Consider the following 22,214-nt stretch of genomic DNA (forward strand, 5'->3'; position numbering starts at 1 on the left):
GGAGGTCCCTTTATGGTACGGTTATTTACTAATGAATTGACCATAGGTTATGGTGATCGTTTGATTGTAAAAGACCTTAATATAAAAATTCCAGATAAAAAAATTACAACAATCATTGGTTCAAATGGTTGCGGTAAGTCGACTCTTTTGAAGGCGATTACAAGAATAATCTCACATCAATCCGGAACGATTATCTTAGATGGGGAAAACATTGCTTCAGAGAATACTAAATTACTAGCTAAAAAAATTGCAATTCTTCCTCAAACACCAGAGAGTGCAAGTGGTTTAACAGTAGGTGAACTAGTATCTTATGGTCGATTCCCATATCAAAGTGGTTTTGGCAGATTAACTAAAAAAGATATTGAAGTAATTGACTGGGCACTTGAGGTTACAGGTACAAAGGAATATAAGTACAAGTCAGTTGATTCACTTTCAGGAGGTCAACGTCAACGAGTTTGGATCGCAATGGCGTTAGCACAAGAAACTGAAATCATTTTCCTTGATGAGCCTACTACATATTTAGATTTAGCTCATCAGCTCGAAATTTTGGAGTTGTTACAAAAGCTGAATCAGGAGCAAGAACGTACGATTGTAATGGTTTTACATGACCTAAATCAAGCTGCGCGATTTGCAGATTATATCATCGCACTTAAAGATGGGGAAATCGTAAAATCAGGTTCTTGCGAAGAAGTCATTACACATGAAGTTCTAAAAAAAGTTTTTTCAATTGATACAGTAATTGGAAGAGATCCAAGAACAAATAAACCAATGTGCATTACATACAATTTACTTAAGGGAGAAGAGAAAAATGAAGAAAATCTTAATACCATTTCTTTTAATATTCGTGCTAATTATTAGTGCATGTAGTAAAGGAGCATCAAGTACAGAAGGCTCAAAGAATGAACCAAAAAAGTCTGGAACTATTACATATCAATCTCAAAATGGTCCAGTTAAAGTTCCTGCAAATCCTAAGCGTGTAGTAGTGTTATCTTCGTTTGCAGGAAATGTAATGTCTTTAGGCGTTAACATTGTCGGTGTTGATTCTTGGTCTAAGTCGAATCCTCGCTGGGCTGAAAAATTAAAAAATGCTGAAGTAGTTTCAGATGATAATATCGAAAAAATTATTGAGTTAAATCCAGATTTAATTATTGGTTTAGATAATGTTAAAAACCTTGATAAATTAAAGAAAATCGCACCTACTGTAGTTTATACTTACGGCAAAGTAGATTACTTAACTCAACATATTGAAATTGGTAAATTATTAAACAAAGAAAAAGAAGCGCAAGCATGGGTAGATGATTTTAAAGTCCGTGCACAAAAGGCTGGAGAAGAGATTAAAGCTAAAATTGGTCCAGATGCAACAGTTTCTGTAATTGAAAAATTCGACAAGCAGCTTTATGTATATGGTAACAACTGGGGACGTGGAACAGAGATTCTTTTCCAAGAGATGAAATTAAAAATGCCTAAAAAAGTTGAAGAAAATGCATTGAAACCAGGATATTATGCAATCTCCTTAGAATTACTTCCTGAGTTTATGGGTGATTATGTAATCTTCAGTAAATTTGATCAAACTGATACTTCTGTAGAAAAAACAGAGACTTACAAAAATACATCAGCAGTAAAGAATAAGCACGTTTTCGAAGTAAATGGAAGTGAATTCTACTTCAATGATCCGGATACTTTAGACATGCAATTAGAATTCTTTAAAAAGCAATTTTTAGGTAATTAACAAAAATAAGAGTAGGAATTCAATTATTCCTACTCTTATTATTTAGACATTGTCCAAAAATTTTAACTGATTGAAAACATTGTCTTTCGAGGCTCGAAACTATCTTATTCGGTAATGAGCACTGCAGAAAGCGAGGGTTTGGCGGGCAGTCTAAAAGACATTCTATAAAGAGAAGATGAGAGAGGCTAATGGCACAAAAAAACAAAGGTTCTGTTCCATTCATTTTTAAATTTATATTGGGGATTATCATTTTTATAATTATGTTTGTAATTGCGATTGTTTTCGGCGCAGCGGATACAACTGTTGGTGATGTATGGAATGCAATTTTTACAAACATGAATAGTCAACAGATTTCTATTATTAGAGAGTTACGTTTACCTCGAGAGGTGGCAGCAATATTTGTAGGGGCAGCTCTTGCGGTGGCAGGCGCAATCATGCAAGGAATGACAAGAAATCCACTTGCAGATCCGGGTTTGCTTGGGTTAACGGCAGGAGCAAATGCAGCTTTAGCAATAACAATGGCTTTCCTACCAAAAGTAAATTATTTTGGGATTATGATAGCTTGTTTTATTGGTGCAGCGGTTGGTTCACTAATCGTTTTTGGTATTGCTACAGTGAAAAAAGGCGGCTTTTCTCCATTTCGTATTGTTTTAGCAGGGGCGGCTGTTACAGGTTTTTTAACTGCTTTTTCTGAAGGGGTAGGGATTTACTTTAAAATATCTCAAAATATATCAATGTGGACTTCAGGTGGATTAGTTGGTACTTCATGGGGGCAAGTAAAAACGATTACGCCTTTTATTGTACTTGGTATTCTAGTAGCAATTTTCTTGGCACGTCAATTAACAATACTTAGTTTAAATGAAGAGGTTGCTGTAGGTTTAGGTCAAAATATCCCAAGAATAAAAGCAGTCTTATTTGTAGTAATCGTTTTACTAGCTGGAGCGGCAGTTGCTCTAGTAGGAAATATGGCATTTCTTGGCTTAATGGTACCTCATATGGTACGTGGATTCGTCGGAACTGATTACCGATTTATTATACCGATGTCTGCTATTTTTGGTGCTACATTCTTACTTTTGGCAGATACACTTGGGCGAACAATTAATATACCTTATGAAACACCTGTTGCAGCGATTGTTGCAATGATTGGCCTTCCTTTCTTTCTATTTATCGTACATAAAGGAGGCAAAGAATTCTCATGATACACCCTGCTATTATTAGAAAACAAAGGTTTATTCTTTTGATACTCTTTATACTTATTCTATTAACAATGTTTATTGGAATGAGTTTGGGATTTTCAGCAATACCATATAGTAGATTACTTCCAACATTTTTAGGTGATGGTACATTTAAAGAAGAATTTGTTATCTTTTCAATTCGATTACCTAGAATGATTATAACTTTTATGGCGGGAATGGCACTTGCACTATCTGGTGCAATTTTGCAAGGGGTAACACGAAATGATATGGCTGAGCCTGGAATACTAGGTTTTAATGCTGGTGCTGGTGTAGCTATTACAGTATTCTATTTATACTTTCCAATTGAAGCAGGATCGTTTGTTTATTTAATCCCAATCGTTGGATTTTGTGGTGCTGTTGTTACAGCAATTATTATTTACTTATTTTCTTATAAGAAAAATTCGGGTTTACAACCTATAAGACTAGTTTTAGTAGGTATTGGTTTCTCGATGGCTCTTTCAGGAATCATGATTGTATTAATTTCATCTGCGGAACGTGCTAAAGTAGATTTTATAGCAAAATGGTTAGCAGGTAATATATGGGGGACGGATTGGCCGTTTATTTGGGCATTCTTACCTTGGCTAATTATATTAATTCCTTTTACTTTATATAAAGCAAATACATTAAACCTTCTTAATTTAAATGAGCCTGTTGCAATCGGGGTAGGGGTCTCTTTAGAAAAGGAAAGAATTGTTTTAATGTTAGCAGCAGTTGCATTAGCAGCATCTGCTGTTTCAGTAACAGGAGGAATTGCATTTATCGGATTAATGGCACCACATATTGCTAAAAGTTTAGTTGGCCCAAGAAATCAATTATTTATACCCATCGCAATTTTAATGGGTGGATTATTACTATTAGTTGCCGATACAATCGGGAGAAACTTAGTCGATCCAGAAGGAATACCAGCAGGGATTATAGTAGCCCTAATCGGTGGACCTTACTTTGTATATTTAATTCTAAAAAAGGCTTAATTAATAGAAAAAAGACATTGTGAACAACACAAATCGTTCAAACAATGTCTTTTTTTATTTTTAAACAGTTAATTCTTCATTGATGTATTTAATTTGTCCGTCTTTTAAAGATTGAATACGAGCAAGAGATTCAACTCGATAACCACGATCACGCAGAATCTTTCCGCCATCTTGGAATGATTTTTCAATTACGATTCCAAAGCCAACTGTTTCTGCCTTCGCTTGTTCCATGATTGAAAGTAATCCAAGAGCTGCCTGTCCGTTTGCTAAGAAGTCGTCTATGATTAAAACTTTATCGCCTTCGTCTAACCATTTATGAGAAATTGAAATTTCATTTTCTTCTTTTTTTGTAAATGAATATACTTTAGCAGTATAGACATCTTGCTGCATTGTGATTGACTTTTTCTTACGTGCAAAAACTAGAGGGACATTTAAAGCAAGTGCTGTCATTAGCCCAGGTCCGATACCTGAGGATTCTATAGTAACTACCTTTGTTATTTTTTCTTCAGAAAATAAACGTGCAAATTCTTCTCCAATTTCTTTCATTAAAACAGGATCCATTTGATGATTTAAGAAAGCATCCACTTTTAATACATCATTTGCTAAAACGATTCCTTCTTGTTCAATTTTTTTTAGTAATAATTCCATAATGATCCCCCTTAATCTAAACAAAAAACTCAAAACATGTACTTCACTGTATAAAATGAGTGAAGTAACACATTTTGAGTCTTTGATTCTCTAGAGCTAAAATGTCAGATGTGTTACCACTCATAGTCGGTAAATTTACGGTTAACCGGTAGAAACTTGTGAGCCATATCCTCACTATTATACGAGTGAAATTTATAATTTTAATGAAACTATAACATGTTAATAGATTCTGGTCTAGCAATTAATAGGTGTAAATAATTAGCATTATTGAATACTACTTAATACAGTTTATAAATAAACTTAGTGAATTCCTTTATTAAATCCTGGTCATAAACAGTACCACTTTCTTTTTGAACTTTTTTTAACGATATTTCAATTGAACATTTTTTTCTATAAGAACGATCATGGGTTAGTGCATCAAAACTATCAATTATTCTAATTACTTTCGAATTAAAATCAATTTCGTTACTATATAAACCTTCATAGCCAGTCCCATCAATATTTTCGTGATGATACCGTACAGCATTTAAAATATCATTATGATATGAAAAATTTTTTAATAAATCATACCCATAGATTGTGTGATTCTTCATTAGATTCCACTCGAAATCGGTAAGAGGACCTCTTTTTGTAATGATTGAATTTGGTATTTTAAGCTTACCAATATCATGTACATAACCAATAAAATGTAATTGATTGGATTGATGCAAAGAGAGATCTAAATATCTACTGAATTTATACGACATTTCACCTACACGCATCCCATGTAAAAAAGTATCATGATCAAGTTGCCTTAATAGTTCAACTAACTCATTTGTGACTAAAATTGATCTTTCTTTTATCATAAAATCACCTTTGAATGCTTATTCAAAATAAAATTTATTTTAATAAATGGGCGATATGATTAATATCGCGCTGTGAAAGAGTAGAACTAATTACTGCAATTGGAACTATTTCTATATCAATTGGAAAATCAGCAATGATAAAGTCTAAACGTAATTCACTAATCGTTTCAGGCCTCAGTTCTCCGTTTTGGAGTTCAACAAATTGTATTTTATCTCCAAATTCTTTTATTAGTTTAGTTGTTATATACTGTCTTACACCATAACCTTCACTACTTAACAGTAGTACCCTTTTTTTTACTAATGATAATTTAATGATGATTGCTTGAATATTTAATGTGATTTTAGCAATTACTTCATTATTTATTTCTGGGTATGAAAAGTAATTGCACCAATTGCTAAATACAGTTTTTACTTTATTAAATAACTCCGGATAACGCTTTTTAACGTATTCGGAAATGAGACAAGATCGATCAATTCTACTGTTTAAAAAAAGAACTAGGGAAAAGGCTTTAAATTGTTTTTGAAGAGTGAGAATAAAATCATTATGATCATGTAATTTTATACTAAGCTTTTTTTCGAACATCGTAACGAGCTCGTGTATTTCTATATATTGTTTTTCTGATTTATTATGGTAACTATTTATAATTTCATCTTGAGGTTCATTATCACTAGAAAAATAAGGGGATGCAGATAACATTATAGAAAGAGCGTTTAGTTCATTTAATGGAATTGATACTTTATAAATGTTTTCTAGCTGTACGCATATATCAGTTGCAACTGAAAAAAACTTTGAGTCTTTAATATTGTTAGAAGGATTTAAATCCAATTGTATATCTCGATCGATTCTTTGAAGCATCGTACCAACATAATAAATATATTTATATATAGTAGGTGGAAATAAAAGTAAATTATTTTTTTCAGCTGACTGTATAACTACTTTTTTTATAATAGAAAACGATAGAGAATCATAAGGCCATTTATTTGTGTGGGAATATAGACCATACAAAACGTCACAGCATAAGATTCTTTTTTGAAACTCATTACCTACAATTTCAAGTGGTGCACGCTTCAAACTTAAATTATACGACTTCAATAAGGTGTCTACTCGTTCGAGAATTTTATAAACAGTATTGTGATGCGTATATAAGACTTTTCCTAAATCACTAATATGTTCAATCTCTTTTATTAGAATAAACATGATTACCTGAAGCGATAAAGAGTTCTTAACAAAAAGTGAACGAACTTGGTCAAGCGAGGAATTAATTGGATTATTTATATAAATACCTTTTCCTTTTATCGTTTCAATATGCCATCCTTCTGGGAATGTTGCATTGATAATTTGTATATCAGTTCGAATTGTTTTCTCAGTACAATTTAAATTTTTAGCAAGCTCCTCCGTTTTAAACCATTTTTCTTGACTACTTAAAATATCGATTAAGTGTAATCTTCTTAAACTAGCCTTATCCATCTCATCTCCTACTTTGATCTAGAATAATATTTTTACTAACATAAATAAACTAACTATTTTGTGACAATAATCACAAAAAATGTTGTTGAGATAATGTTTTCAAAATTAGTTTAAACTTAGATGATGAATAAGGATATGACTATTTTTACCGTTAAAAACGGTAAAAAATATTAATTAATCGAAAATCTCCTGTTATTTAACGAAGGGCATACATCATTTAATGAAACTTTATATATTAACTGTTTTTACCTATCAAAACGGTAAAAAAGAGCATTTGAAACTTTAATAAGCAAGGCTATAATTTTTTTTAAAAGGAACTCGTTAAATTTGTGATTGTATTCGGATGTGATCACGAGTGGTGCTCTAAAAGGAGAAATGAGGAGGGAAATGATGGGTATAGTGTTACTCTTTTTTATCCTAGGAAAACTTTTGCTAGTTCAGTCTATGTTACATAGCCGTATTACTTTGTTAGGATTATTACTTAGTATGTTTATTGTTTTTTTGCTATATTTACTTCCAATCTTTTTAGAATTCAATAAAAGAGAACGATCTATTGGTTATAGCTTTACTTCATTAGTAGTTGGAACTATATTGTTAATCTGTACTGTTTATGAAAGATATGCTGTTTTTGTATTTTCTACTCTTGATCAAACAGAAGAAATCTCCAACACAATATTCTCGTTTTTTATGATAGGGGACTTACTTTTCATATTTGATTTTCTATTTTTACTATACCTCATACCATTCAAAGTACTTAAAATAAAGCCAGCGCAATTAACTTTTGGAAAAGAAATCAGGAGAAATAAAAGAGCAATTAAAAAGAATGTATATTCATATTCACCCCTTAATAACATTAAACTTAATGAAGATTAAGGAATACTGATTTTAATGTTGAATGAGTATAGAAAAAAATGAATGGCGTACGAAAAACCTTACTTTTGAAGTGAGGTTTTTTTGCACTTTCAATCGGTTCATCATTTTACTAAGCAACAATAAATTGGGCAATTGAAACGGTAACATTGCCCAAGTCCTCAACATATTTTGTTGTTGAGAGTCTGCATTTTAGTAGATTCAAATTAGGGAATCGTATTTATTTTATTTAAGTGCGGTGTGTTTTATTCGCTTTCAAATTTTATGTCGGAGGTTATAAAAATGTATGATTTTCAAAGAGAGCTTCAACAATTAAACGTTGATCAGTTTCAAGCTAGTCAAGTAGTTCCATGGGATTATAATCAGTATGAAAATTACGATGTTAGAATGTGCTTTGGTTTCTTTCCTTTTTTTAGTTGCTTTGGTTGTGGAGGCTGCGGCGGTTGTGGAGGCTGTGGAGGCTGCTTCCGTTGCGGAGGTTTCCGTTGTGGAGGCTGCGGTCGCTGTCACCGTTAATTGTAATGTTTCATAAAAACTATTTGTCCATTTAGACAATCGGCCCCTACTAATCTTTGTAGGGGCTATCAACAGTCGATATTCGGTAAAATCGAGCACGTAGAACAGGAAGAAAACATCAATTTATAGATTTTATAAGTTTTTAGCAACGACTATCTAGTTAGGTTATGACATAAGGAATACATAATATACATAGGATTATGAAGAAAGTATTTATGAAATTCAATGTACAACTCACTGTATCGAAGGGGTTGAAAAGGATGTCAAAATTGAATCCATCTGCACGTCTAAAAATTAATCGAGATACTTTTTTTGTACCTGATTCGAATGGAGGTGTCTTTTTTAGGAATAACTTAAGTTCATTTCGAATGGAAGGTGCTTCTGTTTACCAGTGGATTGAAAAGTTACTTCCTATGTTTAACGGTGAACACTCATTAGATAATTTAACAAATGGTTTGCCTGACCAATACCGGGAAAGAGTATATGAGATAGGTGAGATTTTATATAAAAATGGCTTTGCACGGGATGTAAGTAAGGATCATCCACATCAATTATCTAAAGATATTTTAAATAAGTATGCAAGTCAAATTGAGTTTTTAAATTGTTTTGGAGATTCTGGTTCATATCGTTTTCAAACGTACCGCCAATCCAAGATATTGGCAATTGGTTCTGGAACAATTGTCACTTCGCTAGTTTCAGCATTATTAGAGTCAGGGTTAGCGAAATTCCATCTTTTAATAACGAATACTGAAAATACAGATAAAAAACGAATAAAAGAAATTGTAGACAACGCAAGGAAGACTGATCGTGAAGTAGAAGTTGAATTAATTAAGAGAAAGAAGCTTTCATTACAGGAGATTGTTTCTACTTTTGATTCGATTTTGTACGTATCAGAAGATGATCGTGTTTATGAGCTGAAAATGCTTAATGAGATTTGTAAAAGAGAGAAAAAGAGATTTATCCCTGCAATTTCTTCGCAAAAGATTTGTATGGCTGGGCCATTGGTGACTTCAAATTCTGAAGCTTGCTTCGAGTCGGCGTGGAGAAGCGTTCATCAAAATATACTTTGTGAAGAAGAAACCAACCAGTCATTGTCTTCGATTACATCAGCAATGTTGGCAAATATAATGGTGTTCGAGTTATTTAAGGATATTACAAATTCACGAGAAACAGAAAAGAATAATCTTAATCAGGTTTATATTATTAACCAAGAGACGCTAGAGGGTGGTTGGCACTCATTCTCCCCTCATCCACTAGTGACTGGAAAAGCAAAAGCTAAAATAGTTCATAATTTTGAGGAAAAGTTAGAGCAAAACAAACCTAGGGGAGATCAAAGTAAGTTATTAACTTACTTAGGGCAGTTCAATTCACAAGAAACTGGATTATTTCACGTTTGGGGTGAGGGCGAATTAAATCAACTTCCATTAGCTCAATGTCGGATACAAGTAGTAGATCCTCTTACAGAAGGTCCAGTAAAACTATTAACAAGTACGATTTGTACTGAATTAACTCATGAAGAAGCACGAAGAGAGGCAGGGCTTACTGGAGTTGAAATGTATGTATCTCAAATAGCCAGTCAACTTATTATGAATTCTGATTCTGATGTTGTAGAGTGTATTGAACCTGGGGAATACATCGCAATCGCTACTGGTCAAACTTTTTCAGAAAGTATTTGTAGAGGACTACAAAAATATTTGTCCCAAGAGCTTAATAAACAAACGGTTGATCAAAATCATATTCAAGAAATTAAAGCGATAAAAGTTGAAGATGATTGTGCTCAATTTTATTTACAAACATTAAATACAATACATGAATCTCCAAAAATAGCATTAGGAAAAGAGGTTTGTGGATTTCCAGTAGTCTGGCTTGGTACAGAAAAAGGCTGGTATAGAAGTGTTGGATTAAATATAACAATGGCCTTACAAGATGCACTAAAACAAGTACTTAAGGAATCACAAAATAAAACACAACTACTTGCATCAACAGCTATCCAGAGTTCATCAGTTTTAGTGGAAGAGCAGCAAGTATCTGATATTATTATCCCTGAATCTAATCGTGCTGTACATTCTGATTTATTAGTCTCAGCTATGGGTATTTTAAAACAGAATAATATGGAATTACTAACATTGGAGTTCATGCTTGAATCGATTAATGTAGATGAACTTGCGGGAGTTTATGGTGTCTTGTTAAGAGAGGTGAGCTCGACTTGAATTCAACGGTTACCATTTTTGGAGAGGGATTATTAAGTAAGTACACATCCGATATTCTTTCAAATAAATATAAGATTGTTCAACAGAAAGATTTAGAGACTTCGGTTTCCGAGGATACTAGTTTAATACTTATTTTGGATGATGCATGGAACCCTAAGCTTTATGAAAAAGCAGATGAAATTTTAGGGATAGGAACAGTTCCGTGGCTACGTGCTTGTGTATCATTTGGGGAAGGTGTTATCGGGCCTTTAGTACATCCTGGGCAAAAAGGATGTATAAAGTGTGCCGACTTTAGACGTTTAATGGCTGGTAGAGAGCGCAGAGAAATGATAGAAATAGATCATCAGTTATTAGAAGGTGATGGAGTATCGGATGATGTATGGGGTACAAGAACGGGACTTTTACAAATGGCTTACTTAATTGCAGCTGAAGTAGAAAAATTTATGAACGGTAAAGAAACTCGTTTAGAGGAACGTATTTTTTTATTAAATATGAAAACATTCAAAAGCTCTAATCACTTTTTTTTACCAAATCCTTTATGTCCAATTTGTGGTGAATTAGAAGATGATACTTCTGATTCTGCTATAATTTCACTCGAGCCTAGTATGAAAGTTTCTCCAACTAGCTATCGTAGTCGCTCAATGGATGAATTAAAGAAAGTGTTAGTTAATGACTATTTAGGTCAGAAGACAGGTTTTTTAAATGGAAAGGCATATGATCTAACCACGCCATTTGCAGATGTAGTCGTAAACTTACCGTTACTCCAAGGGGATGAAGGAACAGCGGGGCGTACACTATCCTATGAATCTAGTGAATTAACGGCCATTTTGGAAGGGTTAGAAAGGTATTGTGGCCTTACTCCACGAGGAAAAAGAACGGTAGTACATGATAGTTATAATAATGTAAAAGATTTTGCAATGAATCCCGAAATTGTTGGCACTCATTCGAAAGAGCAATATGCTCTGCCACGTTTTCCATTTAAGAGGTTTAATCCTAAACGTAAGATTGATTGGGTATGGGGCTATTCATTTATGAAGGAAGAGCCGATTCTTGTACCAGAGTTGCTTTCATACTATAGTCTAGGATGCGGTCACGGTTATGTATATGAAACTTCCAATGGATGTGCGTTAGGGGGCAGCCTAGAAGAAGCTATATTCTACGGTATTTTGGAAATAGTTGAACGGGATTCATTTTTAATGACTTGGTATGCCCAGTTGCCTCTTCCTCGACTTGATCCAAAATCGGCAAAGGATCAAGAACTCGATTTAATGATTGAACGCATGCGTTTGGTTGGCGGATACGATCTTCACTTATTTAATTCGACGATGGAGAATGGAATTCCAAGTATTGTTGCCATTGCAAAAAACCGTAAAGAACATGGTTTAAATCTCATTTGTGCAGCAGGCGCTCATCTTGATCCGATTCGGGCGGTTAAAAGCGCAGTACATGAGTTAGCTGGAATGATGTTAACATTGGATAAAAAGTTTGAAGAAAATTACGCTAAAAATATGAAAATGCTTTTAGATAATAATCTCGTTAAACAAATGGATGATCATGGAATGTTATATGGGTTACGTCAAACAGAGGAGCGTTTGAAGTTTTTATTAGATGATAACCGCCCGTTAAAGACCTTTGAGGAAGAATTTAAATGGGATACAAATCATTTGGATTTGACGAATGATCTAAAGGATATTCTACAAGTATTTAAAAAATTAAATCTTGATGTGATTGTAGTCGATCAAACTACACCTGAAATCAAAAGAAATGGATTATCTTGTGTAAAAGTCTTAATTCCAGGAATGTTGCCTATGACATTCGGCAATCACTTAAAACGATTGAATGGACTTGATCGAGTGTTAAAAGTTCCTGTTAAATTGGGCTATACGAAGAAGCCGCTAAAGCCGGAGCAGCTCAATCCATATCCGCACCCGTTCCCATAAGTGGTGTTCTAGGAGGTCATTGGATGAGTTTACAAACATTTCTACACAATCTTCATTTTGATATTGATAAGGCAAATCAATCTGATTGGGAAGTTGATTGGGAGGATGCCCCTCTAACTTATAAGCTTTATAAAGATTTACCTACTATTCCACTTTCTCTTAACGTTCCATTATCCTTAAAAGAAAAAAGGGACTCAATTGAGCCAATTTTAGAAGAAATAGGCTACTTTCTATGGTATGTATATGGATTAGCACAAGTTGCTCAAACAGCAATAACTGCCGGTTCCAACGAAATGGTTAATATGATGTCTTCAAACCGAAGATTCATCCCTTCAGGTGGAGGATTGTATCCAAATGAATTGTATTTATATCTTAAGTCTGATCAAGTCTCTTCAGGGATTTATCATTATGATGTTGCTAGACATGGCTTAGTTTTATTAAGAGAAGGAAATTTTGATTCTTATGTATCAAGAGCTTTAGGAAATAGATGTGATCTTCCAAAGTGTTTTGGTACTATTTTTATTTCAACAATGTTTTGGAAAAATTTCTTTAAATACAATAATTTTTCATATCGCCTTCAAGGGTTAGATTGCGGTGTGCTAATTGGACAGATTTTAGAGATGGCTAAACGCTTTGGGTTTAAAGCGGGAGTATATTACCAGTTTCTAGATCAAGCAATCAACCATTTAATCGGCTTAAATGGTCGTGATGAAAGTATATATGGTGTAATTCCGCTCTCTATTGAAGAATCTACCTTGATTTCAAAAGATAATGTAAAAAGTAAAAATTACAATTCTATCGATCTAAGTAAAGAGTTACAAGCTGTTTCACATAAATATTTAGTAAAGTCGAAAAAGATTAAAGAGTTCCCGATGCTAATTAAACTGAATAAAGTATCGATGATCGAATCGACACAAACATTTAGAAAAGTTGATGAAGCTGTTGATGCTTTAGATGGACGACACCGAATAATATTACCTAAAGTGGATCGTCTATCTTATGATTTAGCTACTATATGTAAAGAACGGTTTTCACCTGAACTTGACTTTGTTTTACGCCCTATTAGTCAAATAAACCTAGCAACACTACTCAAAGAGGCAACTGCATCCTTCTCATATATAAATGATTTAGATGGATCCTTTAAAAATAATAATAACCGCCCAAAATTATATTTATGTTTGTATAACGTTGAAGGCATTAACAATGGTGCTTATTATTATGAGGACCATACCCATACGCTAGTACAAACTAAATTAGGCGATCAACGTATGCAACTCCAATATGGAATGAATGCCCCTACCGTTAATTTATTCCAAGTACCAATTTGTATACATGTAGTAGGGAATATGGAGCACATAAAATCGACACATAGTTATAGAGGCTATCGAATCCAACAGATGGAAGCTGGCATAATGGTTCAACGGTTACTAATAGCCGCATCAGCATTAGGATTAGGGGGGCATCCACTACTTGGATATAATGTAAAATTATGCGATGAGCTATATCAATTAGACGAAATAGGAAAAACAAGTTTAATTCAAATTCCAATAGGTCATTATCGAAATCGACCTTGGTTAAAAGGAAATTTGCATAGTTAATAAAAATTAAAAAGTTAAAAACTAAAAACAAGAATACTTTCTGGGTATTCTTGTTTTTCAGTGTGTTGAAATATAAAATGGTAAATCGTATATTAAGTGAACCTTATAGATAATATAATTCATTTTTTGATGAACTAATAATGATTTTAATTTTAATATGTTTGGGCGGTTTTTAATCTCAACAAACTTAGTAATTTTTTATTCTTAAGAAGTTAAAAATATTTAAGAGCTAATCTTTAGAAAAACAAGTTCAAATGATTATTAAAATAAGTTGATGTTCGATCTTAATTGACCTACAAACTGACTACTTTAAGTAAAGGATATTAAATTAGGTTTTTAGTGTAACCATTTTTTTTTTTGCGTAAGTTGATTGGAACAAAAGGGGTGCTCGACTCCTATGGGATAAGCGTGAAGGCTAAAGACCCCGCAGGNNAATCTCGCCCCATGGAAAGCGGGCATCCTGTAGTGGAAATCAACATCACACGCTACTCCTTTTACGAAAATTTGGTAATTTAATTGATAAGGTTGTTTTTCAACTGCGTGAAAAACAAGAATACCTTTTGGGTATTCTTGCTTTTTTGTTCCAGTTTATTGTTTATTACATATGAGTATTTGACGGATTAATTAAGAAAATTGAATCCACCAAACCCAATGGTGGCGTGGGTTAAATACTAAATCGACATATATTCGACATACAAAAGTCTCGGAAATTAGAATGAATAGTTCTTTTGAATTAAAATTATATAGTATAATTAATTTAGTTATTATTTAAATATAAAAAAAACCTTCCGAAAAGAAGGTTTTTTTTATTTTATTCTACAATAGATAGAATCTTAGATGAATTAGTCTTTTTAGTGAAAATTCTTCTAAAAATTATGCTTTATGTTTACCGATTAAATTATATTAAAACAATTTTAAAATTGTTATAAATACTATTTATTAACATAATATATAATTAAAAAAAATGTCAGATTATAAAACTTTTTGTATAATTAAATCGTCTAATTTTAGTATAGCAAATTTAACAATTTTTCTTGTTAGCTTTTGTTTAATCTTTAAACGTTGATTATTAGTAGTTTGATTAAAAGAATTCGTGACGATACTAGAATAAAAATAACTTTATTAAACATCTATCAAATACTTACGACAACAACCAATTAAAAAAACGATAAAAAGAAGAAATTATAGGAGGAGAAAACAATTGTCTAGAGTTATGAAAAATCGTAGAAAAAAACCAATTATAGGGATCGCAATTTCCTTAGTTTTAGTAGCTGGAGTTGCGGGTACTCTTTATGAACAAAACAAAGAACCTAAAACGATTGTTATTAAAAAGAATGCTAAGGTTAAAAATGACATTGTAAAAAATGATAATGTACTTAATTTTCCAGATTATTATAAAACTACAAAAGAAGATGAATCTGGATTATTAGAAGTGTTAAACGTTGATTCAAATTTAGTCTTAGTTAATAAAGATCGAAAGTTACCAGATGGTTATGAACCTAACGATCTTATCTATCCATCAATACCATTAAATGGGGCGGTAAAAGACAAAACTAGAATGAGAAGTGAAGCTGGCCATGCATTAGAGAAGTTATTTGCTGGTGCAGCTGCGGATGGCTATACATTAACAGCAATTTCTGGATACCGTTCGTATGATCGACAAGTTGCTTTATACAATAATTATATTTCTGTACACGGTGAGGAATGGACTAAGGCATATAGTGCATATCCAGGAACGAGTGAACATCAAACGGGACTAACGATGGATGTTTCATCACCAGCATTTGGTAATGCATTAGAAGTAGGTTTTGCCAAAACGCCAGAAGGAACATGGTTAGCAGAACATGCAAATGAATACGGCTTTATTATTCGTTACCCAGAAGATAAAGTAGATATAACAAAATATCACTACGAACCGTGGCATATTCGATACGTTGGAAAAGAATACGCTACTTATTTATACACGAATCATCTTGCACTTGAAGAAGCGATGCCAGCTAAAAAATAATAATAACAAAAAGGCATGTCCCATTAATATGAGACATGCCTTTTTATATAGAATCAAAAAAACAGATTTTCAGACTGATTGCAAGCGCTTGTCTTTCGAGGCGCGAAGCCTGGTGAGGAGCGGAGTTACCCTAAATGGTAATGAGCACCGCAGACAGGCGAAGCAACGAAGGAAGCGAGCGTTTGTCAACAGTCTGAGACATGCCTTTTACTAACTACTGATTGATTAAAGTATTTGCCATACCTAGTGCTTTACGGGTTTGTTTCCGATTAAAATAATAATTGAACAATTCTTTTTCCGATTGATTTATTAGATAAGCGAATCCTAGTTTTTTAAAAAATGGTAGTGAATGTTCCGCCAAATATTGGTGATATTCTTGTTCCTTTTCTAAGATTAAAAAGTCTAATAAAATGAATAAATTGATAAAAAGTTTGTCATTTTTTTTTGAAGCAATATCAAACCCTTTACTTACATACTGTAATAATTGTCCTTTAGGTAATAGTTCTCCATAATAGGAACTTCGTATATATCCTTCTAGGGAAAGTAAATATGGTATAGAATAAGAATCCTTTAATTTCATAGACTCAAAATAATATTTTTTTGCTAACTCATAATTTTTTCTTCGGTAATATTCAAAGGCTAAATTATGATATACTCTTGCTTTTCGGTCTGATGATCTACAAATTTCACAGCTTTGGATTAAGTTTTCAAATCCTTTAATCGTCTCTGAAAATTCTTCATTATCTTTAACTTGTATTAGCATAAGCATTTCGGAGTCGATTACACGAAGATAGGAATTAATACTTTTGAAATACTGACGGGCTTTATCAGCATAAAAGTAAGCCATAACAGGTAAATCGTTAGAATGATAAGCAGAAGCTAAATGATAATAATATTCCTCATTTGCATATTCTTCAATATTAATTTTCTTTAAAACCTGAATGGCAAGTAAAGGTTCATGGTTCGTTAAGTGGTAAATACCTTGCACATGTCTAAAGAGATTTATTTCATAAGGCGACAATTTGTGCTTTATTTTTTTTATTTCATTAATGAGCTCTTTTGCTTCATTCATTAAATTCTTCATTAATAAATATCTGATACGAAGTAATTTATATTGATTGATATAATTTGAAATTTGAATTAACTCTTCTTGCTCAAGTTCTAAGTTGATTTCTTCTATTTCGTCAAATAGTTGCATTACAATAGACTGCTGCCAACTATTTATACGCATCTTAATATTTTTTAATTTTAAAATCTCATTTTCGATTTTTATTCCAAGTCTTACCGATAGTAGGGCAATAATTTCATTTGCATATTCTGTTTGAGATCTTTCTATTTTACTAATATGTGTACTAGAACAAATTCCTTTCCCTAACTGTTCTTGTGTCATCTGAGATTTTTCTCGATAATATTTTATGATTTTCCCCTCATACATAACAAATTTCTCCCTTTTGTAAACCTTTTTATTAATAGTTTGAGCAGTAGAAAACCATCGATTCCCCCAAGTTAATAATAAAAATTTCTATTGAATTTTTTAATAACTTTCTTTCCAAACACAATCTATGAATCAATAAATTTAGTAAAATATGAGATTTAATTCTAAAAAGATAATTTAATTATGATGATTAATGTCGAAATAAGGGCTATAAATAAAAATTTGGACTGAAATAACCCCCATTTACCACGAAATATAGCTAAATTACAATTAAATTATTAGATTTGTCTAATTATTCTAATTCTAATTTTACATCATTTTTTTAATTGGAGGAATGAATTAGAGTTGGTTAATTTAATCATTTTTTCATGCAGTAACTATTTTTTACTCAATTTAACTTAATCAAGTAGAAGGAGCGCATCGAAATGAAGATTAGAAATAAGAAAATGCTAAACGTAATGGTAACAAGTGTATTAACTACAAGCTTTTTTACATCTTATTTAATGCCTCAAAAAAAATCTTATGCAACGTCGAACTCTGTAGAATCAATCTTAAAGGGGCTGACAGATGAGCAAAGACAATCGATTAAGCGTTTAACTCCTCAAGAAGGCTTTGTGATCGACCCTAGTTTATTATCTTTAAAAGATAAAACTGCAAATATAATTGTTGAACTAAAAACTTCACCAATTGAAAATGATCAAAATGGGAAAGTAAAAGAGATTTCTAAAGGTAAGAAAGAAAAAATTAAAGGTGAACAAGAGTTCTTTAAAAAGCGATTAACAGAATTATGGAGTAAGAAAAACGAAAAAGTGGAAGTAACTCAGCAAGCTAAGGAGAAAACAAACCAATTTCATATCAAACAATCATTTGAAAATGTATTTAATGGAGTGGCAATGACCATTCCGACAAATCAAATTAATTTACTTCTTCAAACAGGTGTTGTGAAAAGAGTATGGAAGGATAACAAAGTTAGTGTACCGATCAAAGAGCTTTCTGTTAACGCTTTTACAAAAAACCAAAGTGTTCCACCAGCTTTACCCCTTTTGGGTGTAGATCGTTTACATAACGAGGATATAAAAGGACAGGGGATTAAAGTAGGAGTTCTTGATACGGGTATTGATTACAATCATCCGGATTTAAAGGATGTTTATAAAGGTGGTTATGATTTTGTAGATAATGACTCGGATCCAATGGAGTCTACACCTGCAGATCTTGCTGCTTCTGGTGAGCCGGCAGAAATTGATGGTCGTCCATTTGTTACTGAGCATGGAACGCATGTTGCAGGTACGATTGCATCAAACCCACGAAATAACGTTGATTATGCGATGACTGGCGTTGCACCAAATGTTGATTTATATGCATATCGTGTTTTAGGGCATTATGGTTCAGGATATGATTCTTGGATTATTGCTGGTATTGAAAAGGCCGTAGAAGATGGCATGGATGTGATTAATCTTTCTTTAGGAAACAGTAATAATTATTCTTTAGATGCTACAGCAGTAGCGATTAATAATGCAGCTTTGCAAGGAGTAGTTCCCGTTGTAGCAGGAGGTAACGCAGGTCCTACGCCAGGGTCATTAGGTTCTCCTGGTTCATCACCGTTAGCTATTACTGTTGGAGCAAGCGATGTACCTACAGATATACCAACTGTACAGACGAGTATAGGGAATGTTTCAGTTAAAAATGAGTTAATGGCTCACGGTTTAGGTAAAGATTATTTAAATATAATTGATAAAGAATTGAAAGTAGTAGATGTAGGAATAGGTGCCGAAGAGGATTATACAAATAAAGACGTAAGTGGCAAAGTGGCGCTAATATCACGTGGTACTCTATCTTTTGATGAAAAAATCCGTCGTGCTCATGAAAAAGGGGCAGTAGCAGTGTTAATTTATAACAATATAGAAGAAGAGATTCCTTTCTTCTTAGGAGAAAACTTTGGGTATGTACCAACCTTTAAAATGAGTCAAGAGGAAGGGAAAAGTATTGTTGATGAACTCAATAAGAATCCGGATGTTAAATTAAAAATGACGGAATTACAGTCAAATATGACATCTGGTGACGTATTAGCAGATTTTAGTTCTAGAGGTCCTGTAAGTAATAATTTTGATATTAAACCAGATGTTGTGGCACCAGGGGTTTCTATTTTCTCAACTGTACCAGAATATATTAATAATCCCGGGGAAGAAACGGATTATTCATCTAGTTACGCGAGCATGGATGGAACTTCAATGGCTACACCGCATGTTGCGGGTGTTGCTGCATTATTACTACAATCCCATCCAGAATATACTGTTTCTGATGTAAAAGCAGCACTTATGAATACAGCGGATCCATTAAAAGGAAGAACATATCATGTAAACGAAGTTGGAGCTGGGCGAGTAGATGCTTATGAGGCAGTTCATAACACCACTTTAGTAGAAGTACAAAATAAAACGTACACATTGGACGAAAATGGATTTAAAAAGCAAATCGATGATGTAACAGGTTCATTACCTTTTGGAAGTATTACACAAACAAGTGAGGAACAAAATCGAACAACATCAATTAGTATTAAAAATTTAAGCAAAAATAATGAGACATATCATACAAGAGTAGAATTTTTAACAATCGATGATGTTTCAAAGGATTCTAGTAAAAATGGAGTAAAACTCGAATTGCCTTCTAAAGTAGCTGTTAATGGAAATGAAAGTGTCAATATAGACGCTAAAGTAACAATTCCAAAATCTGCTGAGTTTGGCATATATGAAGGATATATTTATGTAGAAAATGAATCAAAAACACAGGAGTACCAAATACCATTCCACGTGAGGTATACGACAAGTGGCTTTGCAAAGGTTGATTTCTTTAAGAATGCAATTACAAGTGACTTAAGTAACTTCCATCCTGATATACTACCTTTTACACCAGTTACAATAAGATTAAACAGTGAAATGAAAAAAATCGATGTAGTTGTTAGCGATCTATCTGGAAAACCAATTGGCCTGTATGGAACTTTCGATTTAGATGGTGCAAATGTTGATACAGACTACTTAATCATGTACGGCTTTTCAGGAGATGCAAAATTATTTACAGGTGACCCAAATAAGCCATTATCTCTAGAGTATGAATCATTGGATGAGGGCAAATATATTGTTTCTTATATTGGTACAGATGCAGATGGAAAAACCTATAAAGTAGACAATGATATGGTAATTGATAATACACCTCCAAAAGTAGTCTTTGATAAAAAGACAGGCATTAATGAAATTTCCGATGCAGATTTAACAACCGAATCAAATCCAATGGATGGTAAAGACTATAAAGCTTACTGGGTCCACGGGAATGTATATGATGATACGATTGATTATTTAAAGAGTAGGGGACATGATTTAACTCAGGAAGCAAACTCAGTTTATGCTTATCAGGATTCTTCATGGCCGACAGCACAGTTTTTCCCAACTAAAAATGGTGATTTCAAATTTGGTGTATTACCAGAAGAGTATGCAAATTACCCTACGAACGTAGCGATTTATACTTATGATTATGCATCAGCAGGAAACCCGGTTTTCCCAGATTTTACGATTATTAATAAAGGTGATCGATATTCAACAATTAATACAGAGTCTAAAGAAGTTACGCTAGGTTCAGAGTTTACAAGTACATTTACGATCCACAATGCAAAGGATTTAACAAGTGCTAACGCGACAATCAATATTCCAAACTATTATAAAGTTATGAGTGTAAAGCAATCGAAGCAATTAGATGAGTTAATGAAGAAAAATAATTGGAGTATTCGTATTGGAAAACCACAAATAACAGAGGATTATTGGTCAAATATTACAACATTATCAATTGACATTAAGGATAAAAAGACGAATTTACCTGTAAAAATTAATGGGAATATTGATTTATTAGATATTGATTTAAAAGTTGTGAGTGACCTTAACTATATGAGGGAGAGTGGCTTTTATTATCAAGAGTCAACATATCAAACAAATGAAGGTGATAAAATTACGTTACCGACATATGCTAATCGCTTTAAATTCATCGCTCAACATTCAGTTTTAGAAGGGTATTTCCACGGTGAGGCAGTTAACTTTTATAACTACGATTTAGATTATTCGAAGTTAGGTGTAAAAGCATATGTTGTAGATAAAAAAGGTAAACAATATAAAGCGGATATTTCAGAAAATGGCTATATGACGATCTTTGATATTCCGGCAACTGAGGATGATTATACACTAGTAGTCAACATTCCAGGACATTATCAATATAGTAAAAAAATTAAATTAGGTAAATTAATAGATGGAAAAGTTCAGGGTATAGACTATATCGCTTATACTGATACTGCAGCGGCAGGAGACATTAATGGAGATAATGTAATCGACATTTATGATGCAAAGCTTATTGCAAATAAAGCTCAGGAAACTGGCGATATGTTGAAGGAAGATCTAAATAAAGATGGAGTAGTTGATATCCAGGACTTCAATTACGTTGAAAAGAACTTCATGACAACAAATCCATTTTTCCCTACATCTATTAAACCAGTTGAAAAAACAGGTAAATTAACGTTAGAAGAATTGAAAAAGAAATTTAACTAGAGTGCAAGATTAAGTGATCTTGCGATAAAAAGCCACAAGGAATTTACCTTGTGGCTTTATTATGTATTAAAGAGGTTATTTGATACTTTAGTATGATGAAGCCATACTCAAGTTAATAGAAGGAGGAGTGATAAATATATTTTTTCTCATCATTTGTAAAT

Annotated in this window: 15 protein-coding genes and 1 riboswitch; of the genes, 11 read left to right on the plus strand and 4 right to left on the minus strand. The window is 32.8% G+C overall.

Features of this window, described 5'->3' with window-relative positions:
- Nucleotides 1-12: 12 nt before the first annotated feature.
- The 4 genes from CN946_RS19245 (at nt 13) to CN946_RS19260 (ending at nt 3,935) form a co-directional block, all read left to right on the plus strand.
- Nucleotides 13-858 (plus strand): ABC transporter ATP-binding protein, encoded by an 846-nt coding sequence (locus tag CN946_RS19245; RefSeq protein ID WP_098862562.1) that lies wholly within the window; start codon nt 13-15, stop codon nt 856-858.
- Nucleotides 809-1,729, plus strand: a complete 921-nt coding sequence (locus CN946_RS19250; protein ID WP_098862563.1) for an iron-hydroxamate ABC transporter substrate-binding protein — start codon at nt 809-811, stop codon at nt 1,727-1,729. The genes CN946_RS19245 and CN946_RS19250 overlap by 50 nt, the downstream gene beginning before the upstream one ends.
- A gap of 188 nt (nt 1,730-1,917) precedes the next feature.
- Nucleotides 1,918-2,928 carry a FecCD family ABC transporter permease gene (locus CN946_RS19255; RefSeq protein ID WP_098862564.1) on the plus strand — a complete coding sequence of 337 codons (1,011 nt, stop codon included), beginning with the start codon at nt 1,918-1,920 and terminating at the stop codon, nt 2,926-2,928.
- On the plus strand, nt 2,925-3,935 hold the full coding sequence (locus CN946_RS19260) for a FecCD family ABC transporter permease (protein ID WP_098862565.1): 1,011 nt from the start codon (nt 2,925-2,927) through the stop codon (nt 3,933-3,935). Before CN946_RS19255 ends, CN946_RS19260 begins: the two co-directional genes overlap by 4 nt.
- Nucleotides 3,936-3,995: 60 nt before the next feature.
- Here the strand turns inward: CN946_RS19260 and CN946_RS19265 are convergent, their stop codons facing one another.
- From CN946_RS19265 to CN946_RS19275, 3 genes are all read right to left on the minus strand, one after another.
- Nucleotides 3,996-4,583 carry a xanthine phosphoribosyltransferase gene (locus tag CN946_RS19265; protein ID WP_098862566.1) on the minus strand — a complete coding sequence of 196 codons (588 nt, stop codon included), beginning with the start codon at nt 4,581-4,583 and terminating at the stop codon, nt 3,996-3,998.
- A 103-nt stretch (nt 4,584-4,686) separates the two neighbouring features.
- Nucleotides 4,687-4,788: riboswitch (purine riboswitch) on the minus strand.
- A 73-nt stretch (nt 4,789-4,861) separates the two neighbouring features.
- Entirely contained in the window at nt 4,862-5,428 is a 567-nt protein-coding gene (locus CN946_RS19270; protein ID WP_098862567.1) for an HD-GYP domain-containing protein, read from the minus strand.
- 34 nt (nt 5,429-5,462) lie between these two features.
- Nucleotides 5,463-6,896, minus strand: a complete 1,434-nt coding sequence (locus CN946_RS19275) for a BglG family transcription antiterminator (RefSeq protein WP_098862568.1) — start codon at nt 6,894-6,896, stop codon at nt 5,463-5,465.
- A gap of 390 nt (nt 6,897-7,286) precedes the next feature.
- Here CN946_RS19275 and CN946_RS19280 point away from each other — a divergent pair, with 390 nt between their 5' ends.
- The 6 genes from CN946_RS19280 (at nt 7,287) to CN946_RS19305 (ending at nt 16,038) form a co-directional block, all read left to right on the plus strand.
- Complete coding sequence (locus CN946_RS19280; RefSeq protein ID WP_098862569.1) at nt 7,287-7,769, plus strand: hypothetical protein; 483 nt, start codon at nt 7,287-7,289, stop codon at nt 7,767-7,769.
- Nucleotides 7,770-8,048: 279 nt separating this feature from the next.
- On the plus strand, nt 8,049-8,282 hold the full coding sequence (locus tag CN946_RS19285) for a heterocycloanthracin/sonorensin family bacteriocin (protein WP_098428227.1): 234 nt from the start codon (nt 8,049-8,051) through the stop codon (nt 8,280-8,282).
- A 260-nt stretch (nt 8,283-8,542) separates the two neighbouring features.
- Nucleotides 8,543-10,492 (plus strand): putative thiazole-containing bacteriocin maturation protein, encoded by a 1,950-nt coding sequence (locus tag CN946_RS19290; RefSeq protein WP_098862570.1) that lies wholly within the window; start codon nt 8,543-8,545, stop codon nt 10,490-10,492.
- The gene (locus CN946_RS19295; RefSeq protein WP_098862571.1) at nt 10,489-12,432 is read left to right on the plus strand and encodes a TOMM precursor leader peptide-binding protein; all 1,944 of its coding nucleotides are present in this window, start codon (nt 10,489-10,491) and stop codon (nt 12,430-12,432) included. The genes CN946_RS19290 and CN946_RS19295 overlap by 4 nt, the downstream gene beginning before the upstream one ends.
- 23 nt (nt 12,433-12,455) lie before the next feature.
- Nucleotides 12,456-14,030 (plus strand): SagB family peptide dehydrogenase, encoded by a 1,575-nt coding sequence (locus CN946_RS19300; RefSeq protein ID WP_098862572.1) that lies wholly within the window; start codon nt 12,456-12,458, stop codon nt 14,028-14,030.
- Nucleotides 14,031-15,231: 1,201 nt separating this feature from the next.
- Nucleotides 15,232-16,038, plus strand: coding sequence for a M15 family metallopeptidase (locus CN946_RS19305; RefSeq protein WP_286133987.1), 807 nt, complete (start codon nt 15,232-15,234; stop codon nt 16,036-16,038).
- A 214-nt stretch (nt 16,039-16,252) separates the two neighbouring features.
- Here CN946_RS19305 and CN946_RS19310 read toward each other — a convergent pair whose 3' ends face one another.
- Entirely contained in the window at nt 16,253-17,473 is a 1,221-nt protein-coding gene (locus CN946_RS19310) for a helix-turn-helix domain-containing protein (protein WP_098862573.1), read from the minus strand.
- A 425-nt stretch (nt 17,474-17,898) separates the two neighbouring features.
- Here CN946_RS19310 and CN946_RS19315 point away from each other — a divergent pair, with 425 nt between their 5' ends.
- A complete protein-coding gene (locus CN946_RS19315) occupies nt 17,899-22,053 on the plus strand; it encodes a S8 family serine peptidase (RefSeq protein ID WP_098862574.1) in 4,155 nt (1,384 codons plus the stop codon).
- Nucleotides 22,054-22,214: the final 161 nt, after the last annotated feature.

The organism is Bacillus sp. AFS053548 (assembly GCF_002575105.1).
Lineage (GTDB): Bacteria > Bacillota > Bacilli > Bacillales > Bacillaceae_G > Gottfriedia.

Excerpts from the sequence above, each read along its gene's own strand:
- CN946_RS19245 (WP_098862562.1), top strand. The coding sequence starts at position 13 with ATGGTACGGTTATTTACTAATGAATTGACCATAGGTTATGGTGATCGT.
- CN946_RS19250 (WP_098862563.1), top strand. The coding sequence starts at position 809 with ATGAAGAAAATCTTAATACCATTTCTTTTAATATTCGTGCTAATTATT.
- CN946_RS19255 (WP_098862564.1), top strand. The coding sequence starts at position 1,918 with ATGGCACAAAAAAACAAAGGTTCTGTTCCATTCATTTTTAAATTTATA.
- CN946_RS19260 (WP_098862565.1), top strand. The coding sequence starts at position 2,925 with ATGATACACCCTGCTATTATTAGAAAACAAAGGTTTATTCTTTTGATA.
- CN946_RS19265 (WP_098862566.1), bottom strand. The coding sequence starts at position 4,583 with ATGGAATTATTACTAAAAAAAATTGAACAAGAAGGAATCGTTTTAGCA.
- CN946_RS19270 (WP_098862567.1), bottom strand. The coding sequence starts at position 5,428 with ATGATAAAAGAAAGATCAATTTTAGTCACAAATGAGTTAGTTGAACTA.
- CN946_RS19275 (WP_098862568.1), bottom strand. The coding sequence starts at position 6,896 with ATGGATAAGGCTAGTTTAAGAAGATTACACTTAATCGATATTTTAAGT.
- CN946_RS19280 (WP_098862569.1), top strand. The coding sequence starts at position 7,287 with ATGGGTATAGTGTTACTCTTTTTTATCCTAGGAAAACTTTTGCTAGTT.
- CN946_RS19285 (WP_098428227.1), top strand. The coding sequence starts at position 8,049 with ATGTATGATTTTCAAAGAGAGCTTCAACAATTAAACGTTGATCAGTTT.
- CN946_RS19290 (WP_098862570.1), top strand. The coding sequence starts at position 8,543 with ATGTCAAAATTGAATCCATCTGCACGTCTAAAAATTAATCGAGATACT.
- CN946_RS19300 (WP_098862572.1), top strand. The coding sequence starts at position 12,456 with ATGAGTTTACAAACATTTCTACACAATCTTCATTTTGATATTGATAAG.
- CN946_RS19310 (WP_098862573.1), bottom strand. The coding sequence starts at position 17,473 with ATGTATGAGGGGAAAATCATAAAATATTATCGAGAAAAATCTCAGATG.
- CN946_RS19315 (WP_098862574.1), top strand. The coding sequence starts at position 17,899 with ATGAAGATTAGAAATAAGAAAATGCTAAACGTAATGGTAACAAGTGTA.